17 protein-coding genes are annotated in these 15,951 nt (G+C 63.5%); 6 read left to right on the forward strand and 11 right to left on the reverse strand.

The window, feature by feature from the left end:
* From V7E26_RS23960 to eno, 6 genes are all read right to left on the reverse strand, one after another.
* On the reverse strand, positions 1-554 hold a 554-nt coding region (locus V7E26_RS23960; RefSeq protein WP_324420949.1), incomplete at its 3' end, for a thiamine pyrophosphate-dependent enzyme.
* Positions 555-773: 219 nt separating this feature from the next.
* Positions 774-1,091, reverse strand: coding sequence for an FtsB family cell division protein (locus V7E26_RS23965; protein ID WP_324420951.1), 318 nt, complete (start codon positions 1,089-1,091; stop codon positions 774-776).
* Positions 1,092-1,314: 223 nt separating this feature from the next.
* Positions 1,315-1,869: an NADPH-dependent FMN reductase gene (locus tag V7E26_RS23970; protein WP_324420953.1), complete on the reverse strand. Its 555-nt coding sequence runs from the start codon at positions 1,867-1,869 to the stop codon at positions 1,315-1,317.
* Positions 1,870-2,046: 177 nt separating this feature from the next.
* On the reverse strand, positions 2,047-3,048 hold the full coding sequence (locus V7E26_RS23975; RefSeq protein ID WP_324420955.1) for an MBL fold metallo-hydrolase: 1,002 nt from the start codon (positions 3,046-3,048) through the stop codon (positions 2,047-2,049).
* Between the two features lie 117 nt (positions 3,049-3,165).
* Positions 3,166-4,302 (reverse strand): zinc-binding dehydrogenase, encoded by a 1,137-nt coding sequence (locus V7E26_RS23980; protein ID WP_324420957.1) that lies wholly within the window; start codon positions 4,300-4,302, stop codon positions 3,166-3,168.
* Between the two features lie 45 nt (positions 4,303-4,347).
* The gene (gene eno, locus V7E26_RS23985; protein WP_324420959.1) at positions 4,348-5,631 is read right to left on the reverse strand and encodes a phosphopyruvate hydratase; all 1,284 of its coding nucleotides are present in this window, start codon (positions 5,629-5,631) and stop codon (positions 4,348-4,350) included.
* Positions 5,632-5,809: 178 nt separating this feature from the next.
* On the opposite strand from eno, the gene V7E26_RS23990 reads away from it, so the two are divergent.
* Genes V7E26_RS23990 through queF form a run of 3 tightly spaced genes read left to right on the forward strand, consistent with a single transcriptional unit; the run spans position 5,810 to position 7,697 of the window.
* On the forward strand, positions 5,810-6,796 hold the full coding sequence (locus V7E26_RS23990) for a Vgb family protein (protein WP_324420961.1): 987 nt from the start codon (positions 5,810-5,812) through the stop codon (positions 6,794-6,796).
* Complete coding sequence (locus V7E26_RS23995; protein WP_324420963.1) at positions 6,793-7,164, forward strand: c-type cytochrome; 372 nt, start codon at positions 6,793-6,795, stop codon at positions 7,162-7,164. The genes V7E26_RS23990 and V7E26_RS23995 overlap by 4 nt, the downstream gene beginning before the upstream one ends.
* Before the next feature lie 56 nt (positions 7,165-7,220).
* A complete protein-coding gene (queF, locus tag V7E26_RS24000; protein ID WP_324420965.1) occupies positions 7,221-7,697 on the forward strand; it encodes a preQ(1) synthase in 477 nt (158 codons plus the stop codon).
* A 45-nt stretch (positions 7,698-7,742) separates the two neighbouring features.
* On the opposite strand, the gene V7E26_RS24005 is transcribed toward queF, so the two are convergent.
* Positions 7,743-9,284: a winged helix-turn-helix domain-containing protein gene (locus V7E26_RS24005; RefSeq protein WP_324420967.1), complete on the reverse strand. Its 1,542-nt coding sequence runs from the start codon at positions 9,282-9,284 to the stop codon at positions 7,743-7,745.
* Positions 9,285-9,417: 133 nt separating this feature from the next.
* Here V7E26_RS24005 and V7E26_RS24010 point away from each other — a divergent pair, with 133 nt between their 5' ends.
* From V7E26_RS24010 to V7E26_RS24020, 3 genes are all read left to right on the forward strand, one after another.
* Positions 9,418-10,407, forward strand: coding sequence for an ABC transporter substrate-binding protein (locus tag V7E26_RS24010; protein WP_324420969.1), 990 nt, complete (start codon positions 9,418-9,420; stop codon positions 10,405-10,407).
* A gap of 188 nt (positions 10,408-10,595) precedes the next feature.
* Positions 10,596-12,182: a tetratricopeptide repeat protein gene (locus tag V7E26_RS24015; protein ID WP_324420971.1), complete on the forward strand. Its 1,587-nt coding sequence runs from the start codon at positions 10,596-10,598 to the stop codon at positions 12,180-12,182.
* Between the two features lie 27 nt (positions 12,183-12,209).
* Positions 12,210-12,773, forward strand: coding sequence for a hypothetical protein (locus V7E26_RS24020; protein WP_324420973.1), 564 nt, complete (start codon positions 12,210-12,212; stop codon positions 12,771-12,773).
* A gap of 84 nt (positions 12,774-12,857) precedes the next feature.
* On the opposite strand, the gene V7E26_RS24025 is transcribed toward V7E26_RS24020, so the two are convergent.
* The 4 genes from V7E26_RS24025 to V7E26_RS24040 form a co-directional block, all read right to left on the reverse strand.
* Complete coding sequence (locus V7E26_RS24025) at positions 12,858-14,048, reverse strand: MFS transporter (protein ID WP_324420975.1); 1,191 nt, start codon at positions 14,046-14,048, stop codon at positions 12,858-12,860.
* Positions 14,049-14,061: 13 nt separating this feature from the next.
* Entirely contained in the window at positions 14,062-14,913 is an 852-nt protein-coding gene (kdsA, locus tag V7E26_RS24030) for a 3-deoxy-8-phosphooctulonate synthase (protein WP_324420977.1), read from the reverse strand.
* Between the two features lie 92 nt (positions 14,914-15,005).
* On the reverse strand, positions 15,006-15,332 hold the full coding sequence (locus V7E26_RS24035; protein ID WP_247786290.1) for an NIPSNAP family protein: 327 nt from the start codon (positions 15,330-15,332) through the stop codon (positions 15,006-15,008).
* Between the two features lie 104 nt (positions 15,333-15,436).
* On the reverse strand, positions 15,437-15,951 hold a 515-nt coding region (locus tag V7E26_RS24040; RefSeq protein WP_324420981.1), incomplete at its 5' end, for a glutamine amidotransferase-related protein.

Raw genomic sequence — 15,951 nt, forward strand, 5'->3', positions numbered from 1 at the left:
AGCTTCCACAGCTCCGCCATGTTGAAGCTCTCGTAGACCTGGCCCTGGTTGGCGGCGCCGTCGCCGAAATAGGCCAGCGAGACGTTGTCGTTGCCGCGGTAGCGGTTGGCGAACGCAAGGCCGGTGCCGAGCGAGACCTGGGCGCCAACGATGCCGTGGCCGCCGTAGAAGTGCTTTTCCAGGCTGAACATGTGCATGGAGCCGCCCTTGCCCTTGGAATATCCGCCGCGGCGACCGGTGAGCTCGGCCATCACACCGTTGGCGGACATGCCGCAGGCCAGCATGTGGCCGTGGTCCCGGTACCCGGTTATGACCTGATCGCCCTCCTTGAGGGCCATCTGCATCCCGACCACGACGGCTTCCTGGCCGATATAGAGGTGGCAGAAGCCGCCGATCGCACCCATGCCGTAGAGCTGGCCGGCCTTTTCCTCGAAGCGGCGGATCAGGAGCATGTCCCGCAGTGCGGCCAATTCCTGCGCCTTGGTGAATTCCGGAGGGGATCCGTTTGCCTGCCCTGTTTCTTTCGCGACGACGCTTTTCTTGGGTGCAGCCATGGCAATTCCGGGTGAGAAGAGAGACGGGATAAGCCCTCTCTATCCCAACTCAAACCGCCGTGAAAGGATTGCGTGCGCTGGGGAAAATATTGCTATGCCGCACTGCAACGCGGGCAGCGACATTTTCGAAATCGAATTCGCGGTTTTTTGAAATTTGCAGACCGGCGATGCCTGCATGCACGTGACGGCTGCGACATTCGCGCCGTCCGCGTCGGACAATCAGTTCGGCTTGATGATCCGGACGAGGTCGCGCGGATTGGCGTAGTCGAGCTGGAAGCGCGCACGCTCGTCCAGCATGTCAGGATCGACCCGGTCGGAGCGCAACAGCGACACCCGCTGCTCGCCCTGCGCCCGCTCGCGCTTCAGCCGCGCCAGCTCCGAGGTCAGCGCGATGATTTCCTGATCAAGCTCCTGCCGCGCGTTCAGCCCATACTTGCCGGTATAGGCGTTGACGCCGAAATAGCCGACCATCAGCGCCGCTATCGTGTAGAGCGCGAGCCCGGTCAGGATGGATTTCAGTCGCGTGCGGGAAACCATGCGCCAAGATGCGATGGCCGGGTTAATGGATTCCTAATGAAGCAGAGCTTGCTGCCTCCACCGTCGTTGCGGGGAGCTCGCGACAAAATTGCAAAGCAATTTTGCGCTGAAGCGAGGAAGCAATCCATCTATCCCGCGCCGCGCGATGAATTGCTTCGCGGAGCCTGTCATCCGGCGGCGCTTCGCGCCGACCGGGTGGCTCGCAATGACGCCGAGAGGTCCGTTATCTGTTCTGCTTCTCGATGAACGCGGCAAACGCGTCGATATATTGCTGCAGCACCTTCTGCACCGCTTCCTTGGTAAGCTGGCCCTTGTCGTCGAAGGCATCGCCGACGCCGTTCAGGTAGATTTCGGGCTGGCCGAGGATCGAGCCGGAAATGCCGGGCAGGATGTTCTGCAGATGCTTGGCCGCGGCGACGCCGCCGAGCGCGCCGGGCGAGTTGGCGACGATGCCGATCGGCTTGCCGAGGAACGAGCTCTTGCCATAGGGGCGCGAGGCGACGTCGATCGCATTCTTGAGCACGCCCGGGATCGAGCGGTTGTATTCCGGCGTCACGAACAGCACGCCGTTCGACTTCTGCAGCTTTTCGCGCAAGCCTAGCCAGTCGGCTGGCGGCGCGGCTTCCAGGTCCTGGTTGAAGAAGGAAATGCCCTCCAGCGTGGTCACGTCGAGCTTGAGCGAGGCCGGCGCCAGTTTTGCGAGCGCATTGGCGACCTTGAGTGAAAAGCTCTCCTTGCGGAGACTGCCGACGATCGTGACGATGGTATGGGTGGCCATTTAGATATCCCTTGGTGAAGCAAAAGCGCCTGCGCTCTCATAAGCCTGATCGGCCAAAAGATGCAAGTGCATGAACAGCACAATTTTGGAAACGCTGCGTACCCGTCGTGAACGCACGCGCGTCGCCGCAGGCAACCACCGAGGGCAGCCTGCTACGTCACGTCATCAAGATCGCGCTCAGATCACCGGGTTCCAGGCAATCGGCACCAGGCGGTATTTCGCGCCGTCCTTCTCGACATGGCCGATCGAGGGGAAGGTGAAATGGAAGCCCACCACCAGTGCCTTTTCGGCCGCCGCCATGTCGTAGAACTTGTGACGGGTGGCGGCCGCCGTGACAGGGTCGACGTCGTAGGCGACGTGCCAGTCCGGATTGCGCAGGAAGAATTCCGGGATGTTGGTGACGTCGGACTGGATCAGGATCCTTGAATCGCCGGAAGCAACCGCGAAGGCCGTATGGCCGGGCGTATGACCGGGAGCCGCGATCGAGGTGATGCCTGACACGACTTCCTTGCCCCAATCGTACCTGGTCACCCTGGATTCGATCCCCGCATAGATTTTGCGGACGTTCGCGAAATAATTCTTCATCATCTGGTTGGATTCGGCCTTCGCGGCGTTCTCCTCGCTCATCCAGAATTCCCAGTCCTTTGCCGGGACCATGATCTCGGCGTTGGGAAATGCCATCGAGCCGTCGAGGGCGCGAATGCCGTTGGTGTGGTCGGGATGCAGATGCGACATCAGCACCACGTCGATGCTCTTGGGATCGACGCCGGCCGCCGCGAGATTTTGCAAGGTTCGTCCGACCGCGCCCTTGGTCGGTTCGAGATTGGCGATCCCGTTGCCGCAGTCGATCAGCACAAGCTTGCCGCCGGTGTTGATAAGCTGCGGGTTGAACGGCACCGTCACCATCCCCTTCGGCATGTAGGCGGCTTCGGCCGCCGCCAGCGCCTCCTCTTTCGGGACGTTCTTCACGAAAGTGTCGGGCATCGGGAACGAACGCGCCCCGTCATTGATCGAGGTGCATTCAAAGCTGCCGACCTTGTAGCGGTAGAAGCCCGGCGCCTGCGTGCCGGACGGCGACACCGTTGCGCCTGCGGTCGAGACCGGAAATGACGAAAGCATTGCGGCTGTGCCCACGGCAGCCGCGCCGCCCAGAAGCTGGCGGCGATCCAAATCGGTCATGGCGAATACTCCCCTTGCGCTGGTTGCGGTTGTTCCGCATTCATTTGCGCCGCAAATGTTCTCCCGTTGCCGGGAGAACGCAAGCCAGATCTGGCGGGGGAGTGCCGCCTGTCGAGGTCAGACCTTGCTCGGGTTGATCAGGAATTTCTCGCCGGTGGAGCGCTTGTTGTAGACGGCGATGTTGGCGAGCTGCAGCGTCTCCTGCAACGACACGACCTTCGTGTAATGGCTGGCGAAGGTGGTCTTGAGCTCGGACGCCACGCGCTGCCGCAGCCGGCCGATCTCGGCGGGGCCGATCTTCTGCAGGAACGGCGTCAGCAGCCAGCCGCCGACGCCCCAGGTCAGGCCGAATGCCCGGGTCAGCTCGGTCGGACGGTTGTCGAGGCTGCCGTAGATGTAGACCTGCTTGTACACGTTGGAACCGTAGCGGCTGTATTCCTTGGCGGTCTTGTTGGCCGCTATTTCCATGGCGGTGAGGATCTGGCTGGCGAGCTTGCCGCCGCCGATGGCGTCGAAGGCGATGGTGGCGCCGGTTTCCACCAGCGCATTGGTGAGATCGTCCATGAAGGCCGGCGCGGTGGAATCGACGACATGTTTCGCGCCGATCTTGTGCAGGATGTCGGCCTGCTCCTTGCTGCGCACGATGTTGACGAGGCCGATGCCGTCCTTGATGCAGATCTTGTTGAGCATCTGGCCGAGGTTTGAGGCGGCGGCGGTATGCACCAGCGCCTTGTGACTTTCACGCCGCATGGTTTCGGTCATGCCGAGCGCGGTCAGGGGATTGACGAACCATGATGCGCCGTCGGCAGGCGTGGTGCCCTCGGGCAGCTCCATCACGTCCCGTACCTTGATGGTGCGGTACTGGGTGTACATCGCGCCGCCGATCATCGAGACGGTCTTGCCCGTCAGCGCCTTCGCGGCATCCGACGCTCCGGCCCGGATCACGACGCCGGCGCCCTCGTTGCCGACCGGCAGCGACTGATCGAGGCGCGCCGCCATCATCCGCATCGCCGTATCCGGCATCTTCGCGGTGATAACAGGCGCATCGGCGCTGCCCGACACTGTTGCGGTCGACATGTCGGCCGGGCCGATCAGAAGCCCGAGATCGGAGGGATTGATCGGACTCGCCTCGACCCGGACCACGACCTCGTCGTCACCAGGCTCGGGCGTCGGGATGCTTACCAGCGACAGTTCGAGTTCGCCGCTCTTCCTGAGCAGCGAACGCAGTTGCAGTCCGCTTCTGCCGTCACTCATCGTCAATCCTCCCGTTGCACCTGTTAATTTGGAAGCGCCGGTGCGTTATGCCAGCGCCTTCAGCGCCGCCCTGCCCGCATACTTCGCCTGCTCGCCAAGCTGCTGCTCGATGCGCAGGAGCTGGTTGTACTTGGCGGTGCGGTCGGAGCGGGCCAGCGAGCCGGTCTTGATCTGTCCGCAATTGGTGGCGACCGCGAGATCGGCGATGGTGGAATCTTCCGTCTCGCCGGAACGGTGCGACATCACGGAAGTGTAGCCGTATTTGTGCGCGAGTTCGACGGCGGCGAGCGTCTCTGTCAGCGTGCCGATCTGGTTGACCTTGATCAGGATCGAGTTGGCGCGGCCGTTCTTGATGCCGTCGGCCAGCCGCGTCACGTTGGTGACGAACAGGTCGTCGCCGACGAGCTGGCACTTCCTGCCGATCAGGTCGGTCAGTTCCTTCCAGCCCTCCATGTCGTCTTCCGACATGCCGTCCTCGATGGTGACGATCGGATAGCGCGCGACGAGATCGGCGAGATATTTCGCCTGTTCCGAGCGCGAGCGGGTCTTGTTTTCGCCGCCATAGACATAGGCGCCGTCCTTGAAGAATTCGGTGGCGGCGCAGTCGAGGCCGAGCATGACGTCGCTGCCGGCCTTGTAGCCGGCCTTGCCGATCGCGCCCATCACGAACTCCAGCGCGGCATCCGCCGACGGCAGGTTGGGTGCAAAGCCGCCCTCGTCGCCGACATTGGTGTTGTGGCCGGCCTTCTTCAGTTCGCCCCGCAGCGTGTGGAAGATTTCCGAGCCGCAGCGCAGCGCTTCGGCAAAACTCTCCGCGCCCACCGGCAGGATCATGAATTCCTGGAAGTCGATCGGATTGTCGGCATGCACGCCGCCATTGATGATGTTCATCATCGGCACCGGCAGGGTCCGCGCCGAGGTGCCGCCGACATAGCGATAGAGCGGCATGTCGAAGGATTCGGCGGCCGCCTTGGCGCAGGCCAGCGAAACACCGAGGATGGCGTTGGCGCCGAGCCGGCTCTTGTTCGGCGTGCCGTCGAGATCGATCATGATCTGGTCGATCTGGACCTGCTCCTCGACGGACTGGTCGCTCAGCGCCTCGTAGATTTCGCCGTTGACGGCCGCGACCGCCTTCTGCACGCCCTTGCCGAGATAGCGCTTCTTGTCGCCGTCCCGCAGCTCGACCGCCTCGTGCGCGCCGGTCGAGGCGCCGGAGGGGACCGCCGCGCGGCCGATCGAGCCGTCTTCCAGCACGACATCGACTTCGACGGTGGGATTGCCCCGGCTGTCGAGAATTTCGCGGCCAATGATGTCGACGATGGCGGTCATATCTGAACTTTCCTGGAAATGGTGGGGTCCGGTTTCGGAAGGCGTCTTACACGGCAAGCAAGCAAATGTGAACGGCTGGGCGACGGCCTTTTCCGGACGTTCGGAGCGGGTCAGGATAGACTTGCTTCAGGTTGATCTCAGCGCCCTAACCTTCACATTGATAGACTGGGGTAACGCAATGAATCGCCGCCAGTTTCTCAGGAACTCCGCCGCCGGAATCCTCGCCGCACCGGCCCTCGTTCGCCACGCCGATGCCCAGGAAGGCCCGTTCCGCGTCAAATATTATCCGGTCAAGGCAGGCATGGGCTCGCGCGACACGACACCCGCCCCTGACGGCACGATCTGGTTCTGCGGCCAGCGCAACGGCACGCTTGGCCGGCTCGACCCGCGTGACGGCTCCTACCGGCTGGTCGATCTCGGCAAGGGCGCCGCCCCCCACGGCGTCATCATCGGCCCGGATGGCGCGCCCTGGGTCACCGAAGGCGGCCAGAACGCGATCGCGCGCGTCGACCCCGGCGACCATAAGGTCACCCTGTTCCGCCTGCCCGAAAAGGAGGCTTACGCCAACCTCAACACCGCCGTGTTCGACAGGAACGGCATCTACTGGTTCACCGGTCAGTCCGGCATCTACGGCCGGCTCGATCCGAAGTCCGGCGACATGACCGTGTTCAAATCACCGCGCGGCCGCGGCACCTACGGCATGACGATCACGCCGAAAGGCGACATCTGGTACGCCTCGCTCGCGGGCAACCACATCGCCAAAATCGATCCGGCGACCGGCAGCGCCACCGTGGTCGAACCGCCGACGCCGAACCAGGGCGCGCGGCGGGTGTGGTCGGATTCGAAGGGCCGGATCTGGGTCAGCGAGTGGAACAGCGGCAATTTATCGGTGCACGATCCCGCCGACGGCTCCTGGAAGGCCTGGAAGCTGCCGGGCAGCAATCCGCGCACCTATGCGGTCTATGTCGACGACAGGGACAAGGTCTGGGTCACCGATTTCGGGGCGAACGCGATTGTGTGCTTCGATCCCGTGACGGAGAAATTCAACGCGTTCCCGAGCGACAAATCCGGCGCCAATGTGCGCCAGCTCGACGGCCGGCCCGGCGAGACCTGGGGCGGCGAGTCCGGCAATGACCGCCTGGTCGTGATACAGACGATCTCGTGAAGTTCTTCAGCGTCCTGCTGTTGTTGCTGCTCCTGCCGACTTCCGCTTCTGCTGAAGCGGACGGCCCGCGGGCGTTCACGCCCTGCCGCGCCTGTCACAGCCTCGACCCCGCCGAGCGCGGCCTGCCCGGCCCCAACCTCTCGGGGCTGATCGGCCGCGCGGTGGCGGGCGATCCCGAGTTCGATTATTCGCCCGCGCTGCGCAAGGCGCGCGACGAAGGCTTGCGCTGGGACGAAAAGCGACTCGATAGCTTTCTCACAGATCCCGCGGCGATGTTTCCGGGATTGTGGATGTCGATCCGCGGGGTCGAGGACATCACCGAGAGGCAGGCGCTGGTGCGGTTTTTCGCCGATCCATCCTCACGGTAGCGGTTGACGACCACGCCCTGTTGCGGCCATGTCGGCGCTCGCAAAGGACGATCCTGATGGCCAAGAAAGTATCCAAGAAATCACTGCCCGCATCGCTGCAGCTCGGCCGGGCCGTCGAATGGCCCGGTAGCCCCGAGCAGGCGAAACTCGACCGCGTGCCCAATCCGCAGGCCGGCACAATTTATCTGGTCCGCTTCACCGTGCCCGAATTCACCTCGATCTGCCCGGTGACGGGCCAGCCGGACTTTGCGCATCTGGCGATCGACTACGTGCCGGGCCAATGGCTGCTGGAATCCAAGTCGCTGAAACTCTACGTCGCGAGCTTCCGCAATCACGGCGCCTTCCACGAGGATTGCACGGTCATGATTGGCAAGCGCATTGCCGACGAGATCAAACCGAAATGGCTCCGCATCGGCGGCTACTGGTATCCGCGCGGCGGCATCCCGATCGACGTGTTCTGGCAGACCGGCAAGCTGCCGAAGGAAGTCTGGGTGCCGGATCAGGGCGTCGCGCCGTATCGCGGGCGGGGATGACTCGATCATCGAGAAGCCGTGCCCTGCGCACGACGCGCGCGAGACTCATCGATTCCACCCGACCTTCGCCAATCCTTCCATCATGTGATCGTAGTCGGCCCGATGATAATACGGCGGCAATCGGCTGGCGTACACGTCGATCGACGACGGGCAGGTTCGCCTGAATTCCCGGATGACATTCGCTCCCTCGGCGCAGTCGCCGAGTTGTCCAAGTGAGGCCGCAAGCCAGCGGTACGCAAAATGGATCGTCGGGTAGCTGCGCACCGTTTGCCGGGCCACTTGCGCGGCGCTGCGATAGTCGTTCTCGAAGTAGTGCGAGGCCGCGATCTGGGACAGACGAATTGGGCGTGCCGGGTCGCGCGGGCTTAGCCGCAAATAACTCTCAAGCGAGGCGCGTCCTTCCTTGCGTTCTCCCGCAAATACCAAAGCTGCGCCCAGCACGCCGCAGGCGTCGGCACAATTCGGGGTGACCTCCAGCGCTCGTTCGGCCTCGGCGATGGCAGCTCGGTTCTCGCCGGTCAAATGGAGCGTAAGCGCCAGCCGAGCGCGCGCCTCGGCATTTTCCGGGTCCAGCTCCACGGCCTTGCACGCCAGCGGCTCGCTCCGCTTGCAGCCTTCGGCGGTCGAGATCTGGCCGAAGGCTGAAGATTCCATCAAGTACGTCCAGGCAAGACCGTCATAACCCGGCGAGTAGTCCGTTTCGAGCGTTACTGCCTGCTGAAAGAACCGCCTGGCCTGCAGATTGTCGGCGACGGATAGCTTGAGCATATGCCACACGCCGCGCTGATAGGATTCCCACGCACTCAGGCTCTCCGGCGCCCGGCGTACAATGCGCTTGCGCTCTGCGTCGATAATCGCCGGGGCCAGCGCCGTCACAATGGCGTCCGTGATCTCATCCTGAACGCCAAAAACATCAGTAAATTTCAGATCGTATTGCGCGGACCAAACCTGGATGGCAGTGCACGCATCGACGAGCCGACACGTGACCCGGCCGCGGCCGTTGCTATGTCGCGCGCTACCTTCCAGCACATAGCGGACGTCAAGCTGACGCCCAATTTCACGAACATCGACCGTCGTTCCCTTGAACGTAAAGCTCGAATTGCGTGCGATCACCAGCAGCCAGCGCAAACGCGCCAACGCAGTGAGGACCTCTTCGGCAATGACATCCCCGAAGAAGTCCTGTCCTGGATCACCAGAGAGATTTACAAATGGCAGCACGGCAATGGACGGCAGCTCACCTGATACTTCCTCGCGCCGCCAGCTGGGTGCGTGCTTTTCATCGACATCGCCCACGAAGCGAAAGCCCCTGCCCGGCAGGGTCTTGATCAGGCGCTGCTGCCGCCCGCTGTCACCAACAGCGCGTCGCACCACGTTCAGCCGCGTCGTGAGGGCGGAATCGGTGATCGCCCGTCCCGCCCAGACAGCCGCGACCAACTGGTCCTTGGTAACGGTGCGGTCGCGGTGCTGAATGAGATAGGCGAGCAGCTCGAGCGCCTGGGGCGCTGCCGGCAACAACACGCTGTTCCGGCGCAATTCGTGCCTCGCCGTATCCAGCTCATAGTCCTCGAAGCAGTAGCGCACGACCATACCCGCAAGCCAGAAGCCGCATGCAAGCTATCATGAAGATATCAGCCGGCAGTGAGGAAAAGTGACGACGCAGTGAAGCTGGTTGTCCTGCCCTGGCTTACGCTGCGGGGGTCTCCGGAGAGAGTCCTGACCGATGAATCGTCGCCAGTTCATGCTTTGCGCGTCTGCCGTGAGTTTGCCAGGCGGCATCGCTCGCGCGCAGCCCGCCCCCAAAACCTCGCGTGTCGGCATCCTGGTCAATGGCGGTCCGGGCCCTTACCTGGATGCCTTTCGCGGGGACTTCGCCAAGCTGGGATACAGAGAGGGCGATGGCTTCGCCATCGAGCCGCGGTATGCGCAGGGGCAGCTCGATCGGTTGCCGGCGTTGGCGACCGATCTGGTCCAGCTCGGTGCGGACGTCATCATGACACTGGGAGGTCCGGCGTCGCGGGCGGCCAGGAACGCGACCTCCACAATCCCCATTGTCTTCTCGGTCGTGACCGATCCCGTGGCCATTGGCCTTGTCGCCAGCATGGACCGTCCGGGCGGCAACGCGACTGGAGTAACGAGCCTTGATCCCGAGCAGGCCATGCGCCAGCTTGAACTCGTCCGAAACATGTTTCCGAGGCTGACGCGCATCGGTATCCTGAGCGATGTAACCATCCCCGGCGCAGACGCGAGTGGCCTCGCACCGATCGACCGCGCGAATGACGCCGCTGCGCGCAGGTTCGGGATGCAACCGCTCATCCTCAAGCTTCCGGACGGGCCGTCCCCCGATCTTGCCGGCGCACTCGACCGTATGCTCAAGGACGGCGCAGAGGCCTTGTTGGTGCTGGAAGTCCCGGTGCCATTCCGCCACCGCAAAACTGTAGCCGAACTGGCCGCCGCGCGGCGTCTGCCGACCATCTTTACCGGCGCCCAGTCGGATGCCGGCGGTGTGATCACCTACGGCACCCGCGTGACCGATACCTGGCCCCGCTTGCCTGTCCTTGTCGACAGGATTCTGAAAGGTGCCAAGCCTGGCGAATTGCCCGTGGAGACGATCGCGCGGCGCGAACTCGTCGTCAATCTCAAGGCCGCGCACGCGGCAGGACTGGCTCTTCCCGACGAAATCGTCAAGCGCGCCGACCGCGTCATCGAGTGACACCTGCAGGCCGCCGGGCTGTGCAAAGGCTCAATTCGTTGCGGATCGCAACACCAGCGCGAGCTTCGCCTATGCGCAAACCGAAAGGTCAGTCGCGCTGCCACAATCCACATATCCGTTCAAGCGCGGGCACGAAAGTCGTATAGTACGACCAGCTCTTTCATAGGTGCGCCACAAGGAGGAAGGCCATGCGCAAGTCTCTCCTCGCGTTTGCCGTCGCAGCTCTCACCCTACCGACATCCCAGCCGCTGTTTGCCCAGGATGATGTGGATCGGCAGCTCGGCCAGGTGCATTTCGAAACCTCCTGTAACGATGTGGCGCAGCGTCGCTTCGACCGCGCGATGCGCTATCAGCACTCCTTCTGGTACGCCAATGCCAAGGAGATCTTTGAGGAAGTCATCGAGGCTGACCCCACATGCGCCATTGCCTATTGGGGCATCGCACTCACGCTGATGGACAACCCGCACAACGCAATCCCGCAGCCGAATCTCGCGCCCGGTTTCGCCGCCATCACCAAGGCCAGGGAGATCGGAGCCAGGACCGAGCGCGAACGTGACTACATCGATGCGCTCATGGTGATGTATACGGATTACGCCAACGTACCTCACATCAAGCGCATGCGCGCCTTGCGGGATGCCCAGGAGAAGGTCGCGGCGAAATATCCGGACGACGATGAAGCCCAGATTGCCTACGCCATCACGCTCAACACGTCGGCGGACCTCAACGACAAGACGTACGCGCAGCAGAGCAAAGGCGCGGCCATCCTGGAGCCGATTTCCGTGCGGCTACCGCTGCATCCGGGGGTGACGCACTATTTGATCCATCTCTACGATTATCCGGCGACCGCGCAGAAAGGTCTCGACGCCGCCAACCGCTACGCCCGGATCGCGCCGGCCGCGCCGCACGCCCAGCACATGCCGTCGCACATCTACACCCGCGTCGGTTACTGGAAGGAATCGATCGCCTCCAACACCGCTTCCGTGAAGGCCGCCAAGGCCGAGAAGTCGGTGGGCAATTACCTGCATGCGCAGGATTATATGGTTTACGCCCACCTTCAACTTGCCCAGGACCAGCAGGCGCGCGTCGTCCTCGACGACATGGCGAAGGAGACCGACTTCAAGGCCACCGTCGCAGCCGCCGACTACGCGCTTGCAGCTTCGCCGGCCCGCTATGCGATCGAGCGCGGTGACTGGGATGCCGCCTCGAAACTGTCCGTCAGGCCGAACGGTTCGGCCTTTGCGGTGGCGATCTCACACTTTGCCCGCGCACTCGGCGCCGCGCACTCGGGCAAGCCGGAAGCCGCCAGGGCGGACGTCCAGAAACTCGCCGATCTGCGCGACAAATTGCGCGATGCCAAGGATAATTACTGGCCTGACATCGTCGACATCCAGCGCCAGGTCGCGCTTGCCTGGGTGCTTCACGCAGAGGGTAAATACGACGAGGCTCTCAAGGCCATGAGCGTCGCCGCGGAAGCCGAAGACAGGACCGAGAAGCACGCGGTCACGCCGGGGCCGCTGGCGCCGGCGCGCGAGCTCTACGGCTTCATGCTGCTCGATCGCGGCATGAACCAGGAAGCGCTTGTTGCCTTCGAGGCCACCAAGGCCAAGGAGCCGAACCGCTTCCAGGGTTATGCGGGCGCCGCCAAGGCCGCCGACAAGCTCGGCGACAAGGCTGCAGCGCGTGACAATTATCAGCAGCTCGTGGCGCTGACGGCAAACGGCGATACCGAACGGCCAGAGGTCACGGAGGCGAAGAAGTATCTCGCCAACAATTAGGCGACCGGCAATCAACATGGTGGTGCAATGAGGCCTTCAGGTCGTGCTGCCATTGTAACCGCCTCGCTGGGAAGCGTACTGGCGGCGGTGGTGCTGGCGTGGTCCGGCCTGCAGCAGCACGCGGCCGCAACTGCGACCGCACCGATATGGATCGAGACGCCTTGGCCCTTCCCCACCGATCCCTGGGGAAAGGGCAAGGCGTTCCGCTGCAAGGCGGCGGATTGCGGTACCGAGGTGAACGTCTATCTGCGTGCCAAGATCGGCTTTTGCAATTGCACGACCGGCGTTGCCGATGATGACGACGTGGATCGCATGGGAGACCTTGTTCTCGTCGGCGAGGCTTCGCCGCTCGGCGGCAGCCATCCGGTCAGAATTGCGCGGATGGACGGCCGCAGCCGCGCGTACGCGCTCAACACCCGCAATCCGCTCGGCAAGACCGCGATATCGGTGGTTTTCAGGGAACGCTGCGACATGATCACAGCGACTGCCGTGCTCGGTCACGACCGGCCGGCAGCTATCGAGCCCCACCTGATCGAGTTTCTCAATGGCAGAACCGTGATGGGCTGGGCCGAGACCACGCTCGGCCTCTAGATGAAATCCCGGATGCCGCCGCCCACGTCTTCGTATCAGCGATATCAGGCTGTCAGCGGCTCTCAACGCGTGCTCAGCATTGGGCTACGCCACCGGCGCATCGGCCGGCCGTGTCTGGCGCAGCAGTCTGGCGCAGAGGAAGCCCAGCGCGATCATCACCGTGGCAGCACCGAGCAAGGTCGGGACCTTGCCGGCGTGCTGAATGCTGAAACCATAGGCGATCGGGCCGACGGTCTGGCCCATGAAGAAGAAGAACGAATGCAGCGACAGCGCAGTCGCGCGTGCTTCCACCGACAGTTCGCTGGCGAACACCTGCAGGCATCCGTGGATCATGTAAAAGCCCCAGCCCATGAAGATCAGGCTGAGGGTCTGGACCTTGGCGCTCGGGCCCAGGGCGACGACGGCGAGTTGGAGTCCCACCAGCGTTGCGCCTGATATCATCATCCCGTTGACACCGAGCAGTGGCAGAAACCGCGAAACGCTGAGCGTGTAGAAAAGGCCTCCGACCGCGAAGCCCGCGATCACGAGGCCGGCCACCGCCAGGCTGGTTTCACCCAGTTCAAACAGAAACGACGCGATGAAGGGAAACAGTCCCAGCACACAGCAGCCTTCGACGAATACGGCCGCATAACAGAACGCATTGGGGTTGGAGAAGATGGTGCGATAGCCGTGTCTCAGCGCCGCGAAATCGGTCTTCGGAGGCCGGGTCAACGCGGCACCGCGAAACCCGGCGGCCACCGCGATCGAGGCCACGATGACCAGACCGCCGAGCACGGCAAGAACGCCGCGCCAGCCCAGGAAATCGCCGATCAGGCCGGAAACCGAAGCGCCCAGCAGGTTCCCGGTCATCGAGCCCATCAGCGTGCGGCCGATCGCGATCTGCCGCTTTTCAGGACCGACCAGATCGCTGGTCAGACTGAGCGCAACCGGAAACACGCCGCCGGAGCCGATCCCGGCGAGGATCCGCGAGGCGAACAGCAGCCAGAACGAACTCGCCATCGCGCCGAGAATGTTGGCAAGCCCCAACAGCACCAGGCAGACGATCATCAGCCGGGCCTTGCCGAACAGGTCGGCGGCCGCACCCAGCACCGGCTGTATGATCGCAAAGGTGAAGGCAAACACGGCGGCGAAACTGGCGGCGGACGCAATGCTGACGCCGAAATCGTCGGCCACGTGCGGCAACACCGGGTCCAGCGCGCGCGCCGAGAGGCTGGCGGCAAACGTCGCGAGCGTAATGATGTTGAGGGCCGGCGGCAGACGGCTCGAGGCGGTCACGGCCGCGCCCGCATCATTGACGCGCCGTATTCTTGCTGAGCGCGTCGAACGCCATCAGGGTTTTGACCAGCCCCTCGAACTCGCGCAGCGGCACCATGTTGGGGCCGTCAGACGGGGCACGATCGGGATCGGGATGGGTCTCGATGAACACGCCGGCAACGCCGACCGCGACCGCGGCTCGCGCCAGCACGGGGACGAATTCGCGCTGGCCGCCGGAGGAAGAGCCCTTCCCGCCCGGCTGCTGCACCGAATGGGTGGCGTCGAAAATGACGGGCGCGCCGGTCTGCGCCATGATCGGCAGCGCGCGCATGTCAGACACCAGCGTGTTGTAGCCGAACGACGCGCCGCGTTCGGTCACCAGCACGTTGGGATTGCCGCCGCCGGTGACCTTGGCGACGACGTTGGTCATTTCCCAGGGCGCGAGGAACTGGCCCTTCTTGACGTTGACGGCCTTGCCCGTCGCAGCGGCCGCGAGCAGGAGATCGGTCTGCCGGCACAGGAACGCCGGGATCTGCAATACATCCACCGCCTGCGCCGCTTCCGCACATTGCGCCGCCTCGTGCACATCGGTCAGCACGGGCAATCCGAGGGAGGAACGGATTTCGGCGAAGATCGGCAAGGCCTGCTCGAGGCCAACGCCGCGCGCCGCCGAGCCCGAGGTTCGGTTCGCCTTGTCGAACGAGGTCTTGTAGACGAGCCCGACCCCAAGCCGGTCAGCGATCTCCTTCAGCGCGCTAGCCACTTCGAGAGCGTGCGCGCGGCTTTCAAGCTGGCACGGGCCGGCGATGATCGAGATCGGCAGGTCGTTGCCGAACTTGACCTTGCCGACCGAGACGACCGGGGCTGCTTTGAGGTTCGCGTTCAAGGGATTTCCTTTGCGTCAGGCGCGGACCATGCCGGTCCGCGCTCCCAGGATCAACCCCGTTTAACCCCTGAATGTCAGGGTTGCGACGGCAGCTATTTTACCGCGGAGAACGCCGTCGGCACCAGCAACTGGCTGACGATGTTGTCGATGATCTGGCCGTCTTCCTCGCTCCTGGCGCGGCCGGCGATCCAGTCCGGATCGGACTGGAAGGCGGTCCATTTCTTCTCGCGGTCGGCGAGCGAGTCCCAGGCGACGAAATAGGTCAGTTCCTGGTTGGAGGTGCCGATCAGCGTCGTGTAGAAGCCGGCCTGCTTGATGCCATGCTTGTCCCACAGTTTCAGCGTCAGCGTATCGAAGCGCTTCATCAGCGCCGGCAGGCGGCCCGGCAGGCAGCGATAGACGCGCATTTCCATGATCATCGGCTTTGCTCCCAAGGTTATTATTCTTGAAGGTAGAGGAGCGGTTTGTCGCAACAATTGCCGCGTTCGTCAAAGGCGAAACGATCAATCGTATTTGCGACGGCTTAGACCAGCCGTGACTGCACCACCGCCGCCTGAATGAACGACGCGAACAGAGGGTGTGGTTCGAACGGCCGCGACTTCAGTTCGGGGTGGAATTGCACGCCGATGAACCAGGGATGGTCCTCATATTCGACGATCTCCGGCAGCACGCCGTCGGGCGACAGGCCGGAGAAACGCAGGCCGTGCTGCTCGAGCCGGTCCTTGTAGGCGGTGTTGACCTCGTAGCGATGGCGATGGCGCTCCGAAATCTCGGTGGCGCCGCCATAGACTTCGGAAACGCGGCTGCCGCGGTTCAGCGCCGCCGGGTATGCGCCAAGCCGCATGGTGCCGCCGAGATCGCCGCTCTTCGTGCGCTTCTCCAGCTCGTTACCGCGCAGCCATTCCGTCATCAGGCCGACCAGCGGCTCCTTCGTGGGGCCGAACTCGGTGGAGTTCGCATGCTCGATGCCGACAAGATTGCGCGCCGCCTCGATCACCGCCATCTGCATGCCGAAGCAGATGCCGAAATACGGCACGT

Source organism: Bradyrhizobium sp., assembly GCF_036735945.1.
Taxonomy (GTDB): Bacteria; Pseudomonadota; Alphaproteobacteria; order Rhizobiales; family Xanthobacteraceae; genus Bradyrhizobium.

Bases quoted from the DNA above. Each gene is read 5' to 3' on its own strand.
- V7E26_RS23965 (WP_324420951.1), bottom strand. From the start codon at position 1,091: ATGGTTTCCCGCACGCGACTGAAATCCATCCTGACCGGGCTCGCGCTC.
- V7E26_RS24005 (WP_324420967.1), bottom strand. From the start codon at position 9,284: ATGGTCGTGCGCTACTGCTTCGAGGACTATGAGCTGGATACGGCGAGG.
- V7E26_RS24035 (WP_247786290.1), bottom strand. From the start codon at position 15,332: ATGATCATGGAAATGCGCGTCTATCGCTGCCTGCCGGGCCGCCTGCCG.
- V7E26_RS23975 (WP_324420955.1), bottom strand. From the start codon at position 3,048: ATGACCGATTTGGATCGCCGCCAGCTTCTGGGCGGCGCGGCTGCCGTG.
- V7E26_RS24010 (WP_324420969.1), top strand. From the start codon at position 9,418: ATGAATCGTCGCCAGTTCATGCTTTGCGCGTCTGCCGTGAGTTTGCCA.
- eno (WP_324420959.1), bottom strand. From the start codon at position 5,631: ATGACCGCCATCGTCGACATCATTGGCCGCGAAATTCTCGACAGCCGG.
- V7E26_RS23990 (WP_324420961.1), top strand. From the start codon at position 5,810: ATGAATCGCCGCCAGTTTCTCAGGAACTCCGCCGCCGGAATCCTCGCC.
- V7E26_RS23970 (WP_324420953.1), bottom strand. From the start codon at position 1,869: ATGGCCACCCATACCATCGTCACGATCGTCGGCAGTCTCCGCAAGGAG.
- V7E26_RS24015 (WP_324420971.1), top strand. From the start codon at position 10,596: ATGCGCAAGTCTCTCCTCGCGTTTGCCGTCGCAGCTCTCACCCTACCG.
- V7E26_RS24020 (WP_324420973.1), top strand. From the start codon at position 12,210: ATGAGGCCTTCAGGTCGTGCTGCCATTGTAACCGCCTCGCTGGGAAGC.
- V7E26_RS23980 (WP_324420957.1), bottom strand. From the start codon at position 4,302: ATGAGTGACGGCAGAAGCGGACTGCAACTGCGTTCGCTGCTCAGGAAG.
- queF (WP_324420965.1), top strand. From the start codon at position 7,221: ATGGCCAAGAAAGTATCCAAGAAATCACTGCCCGCATCGCTGCAGCTC.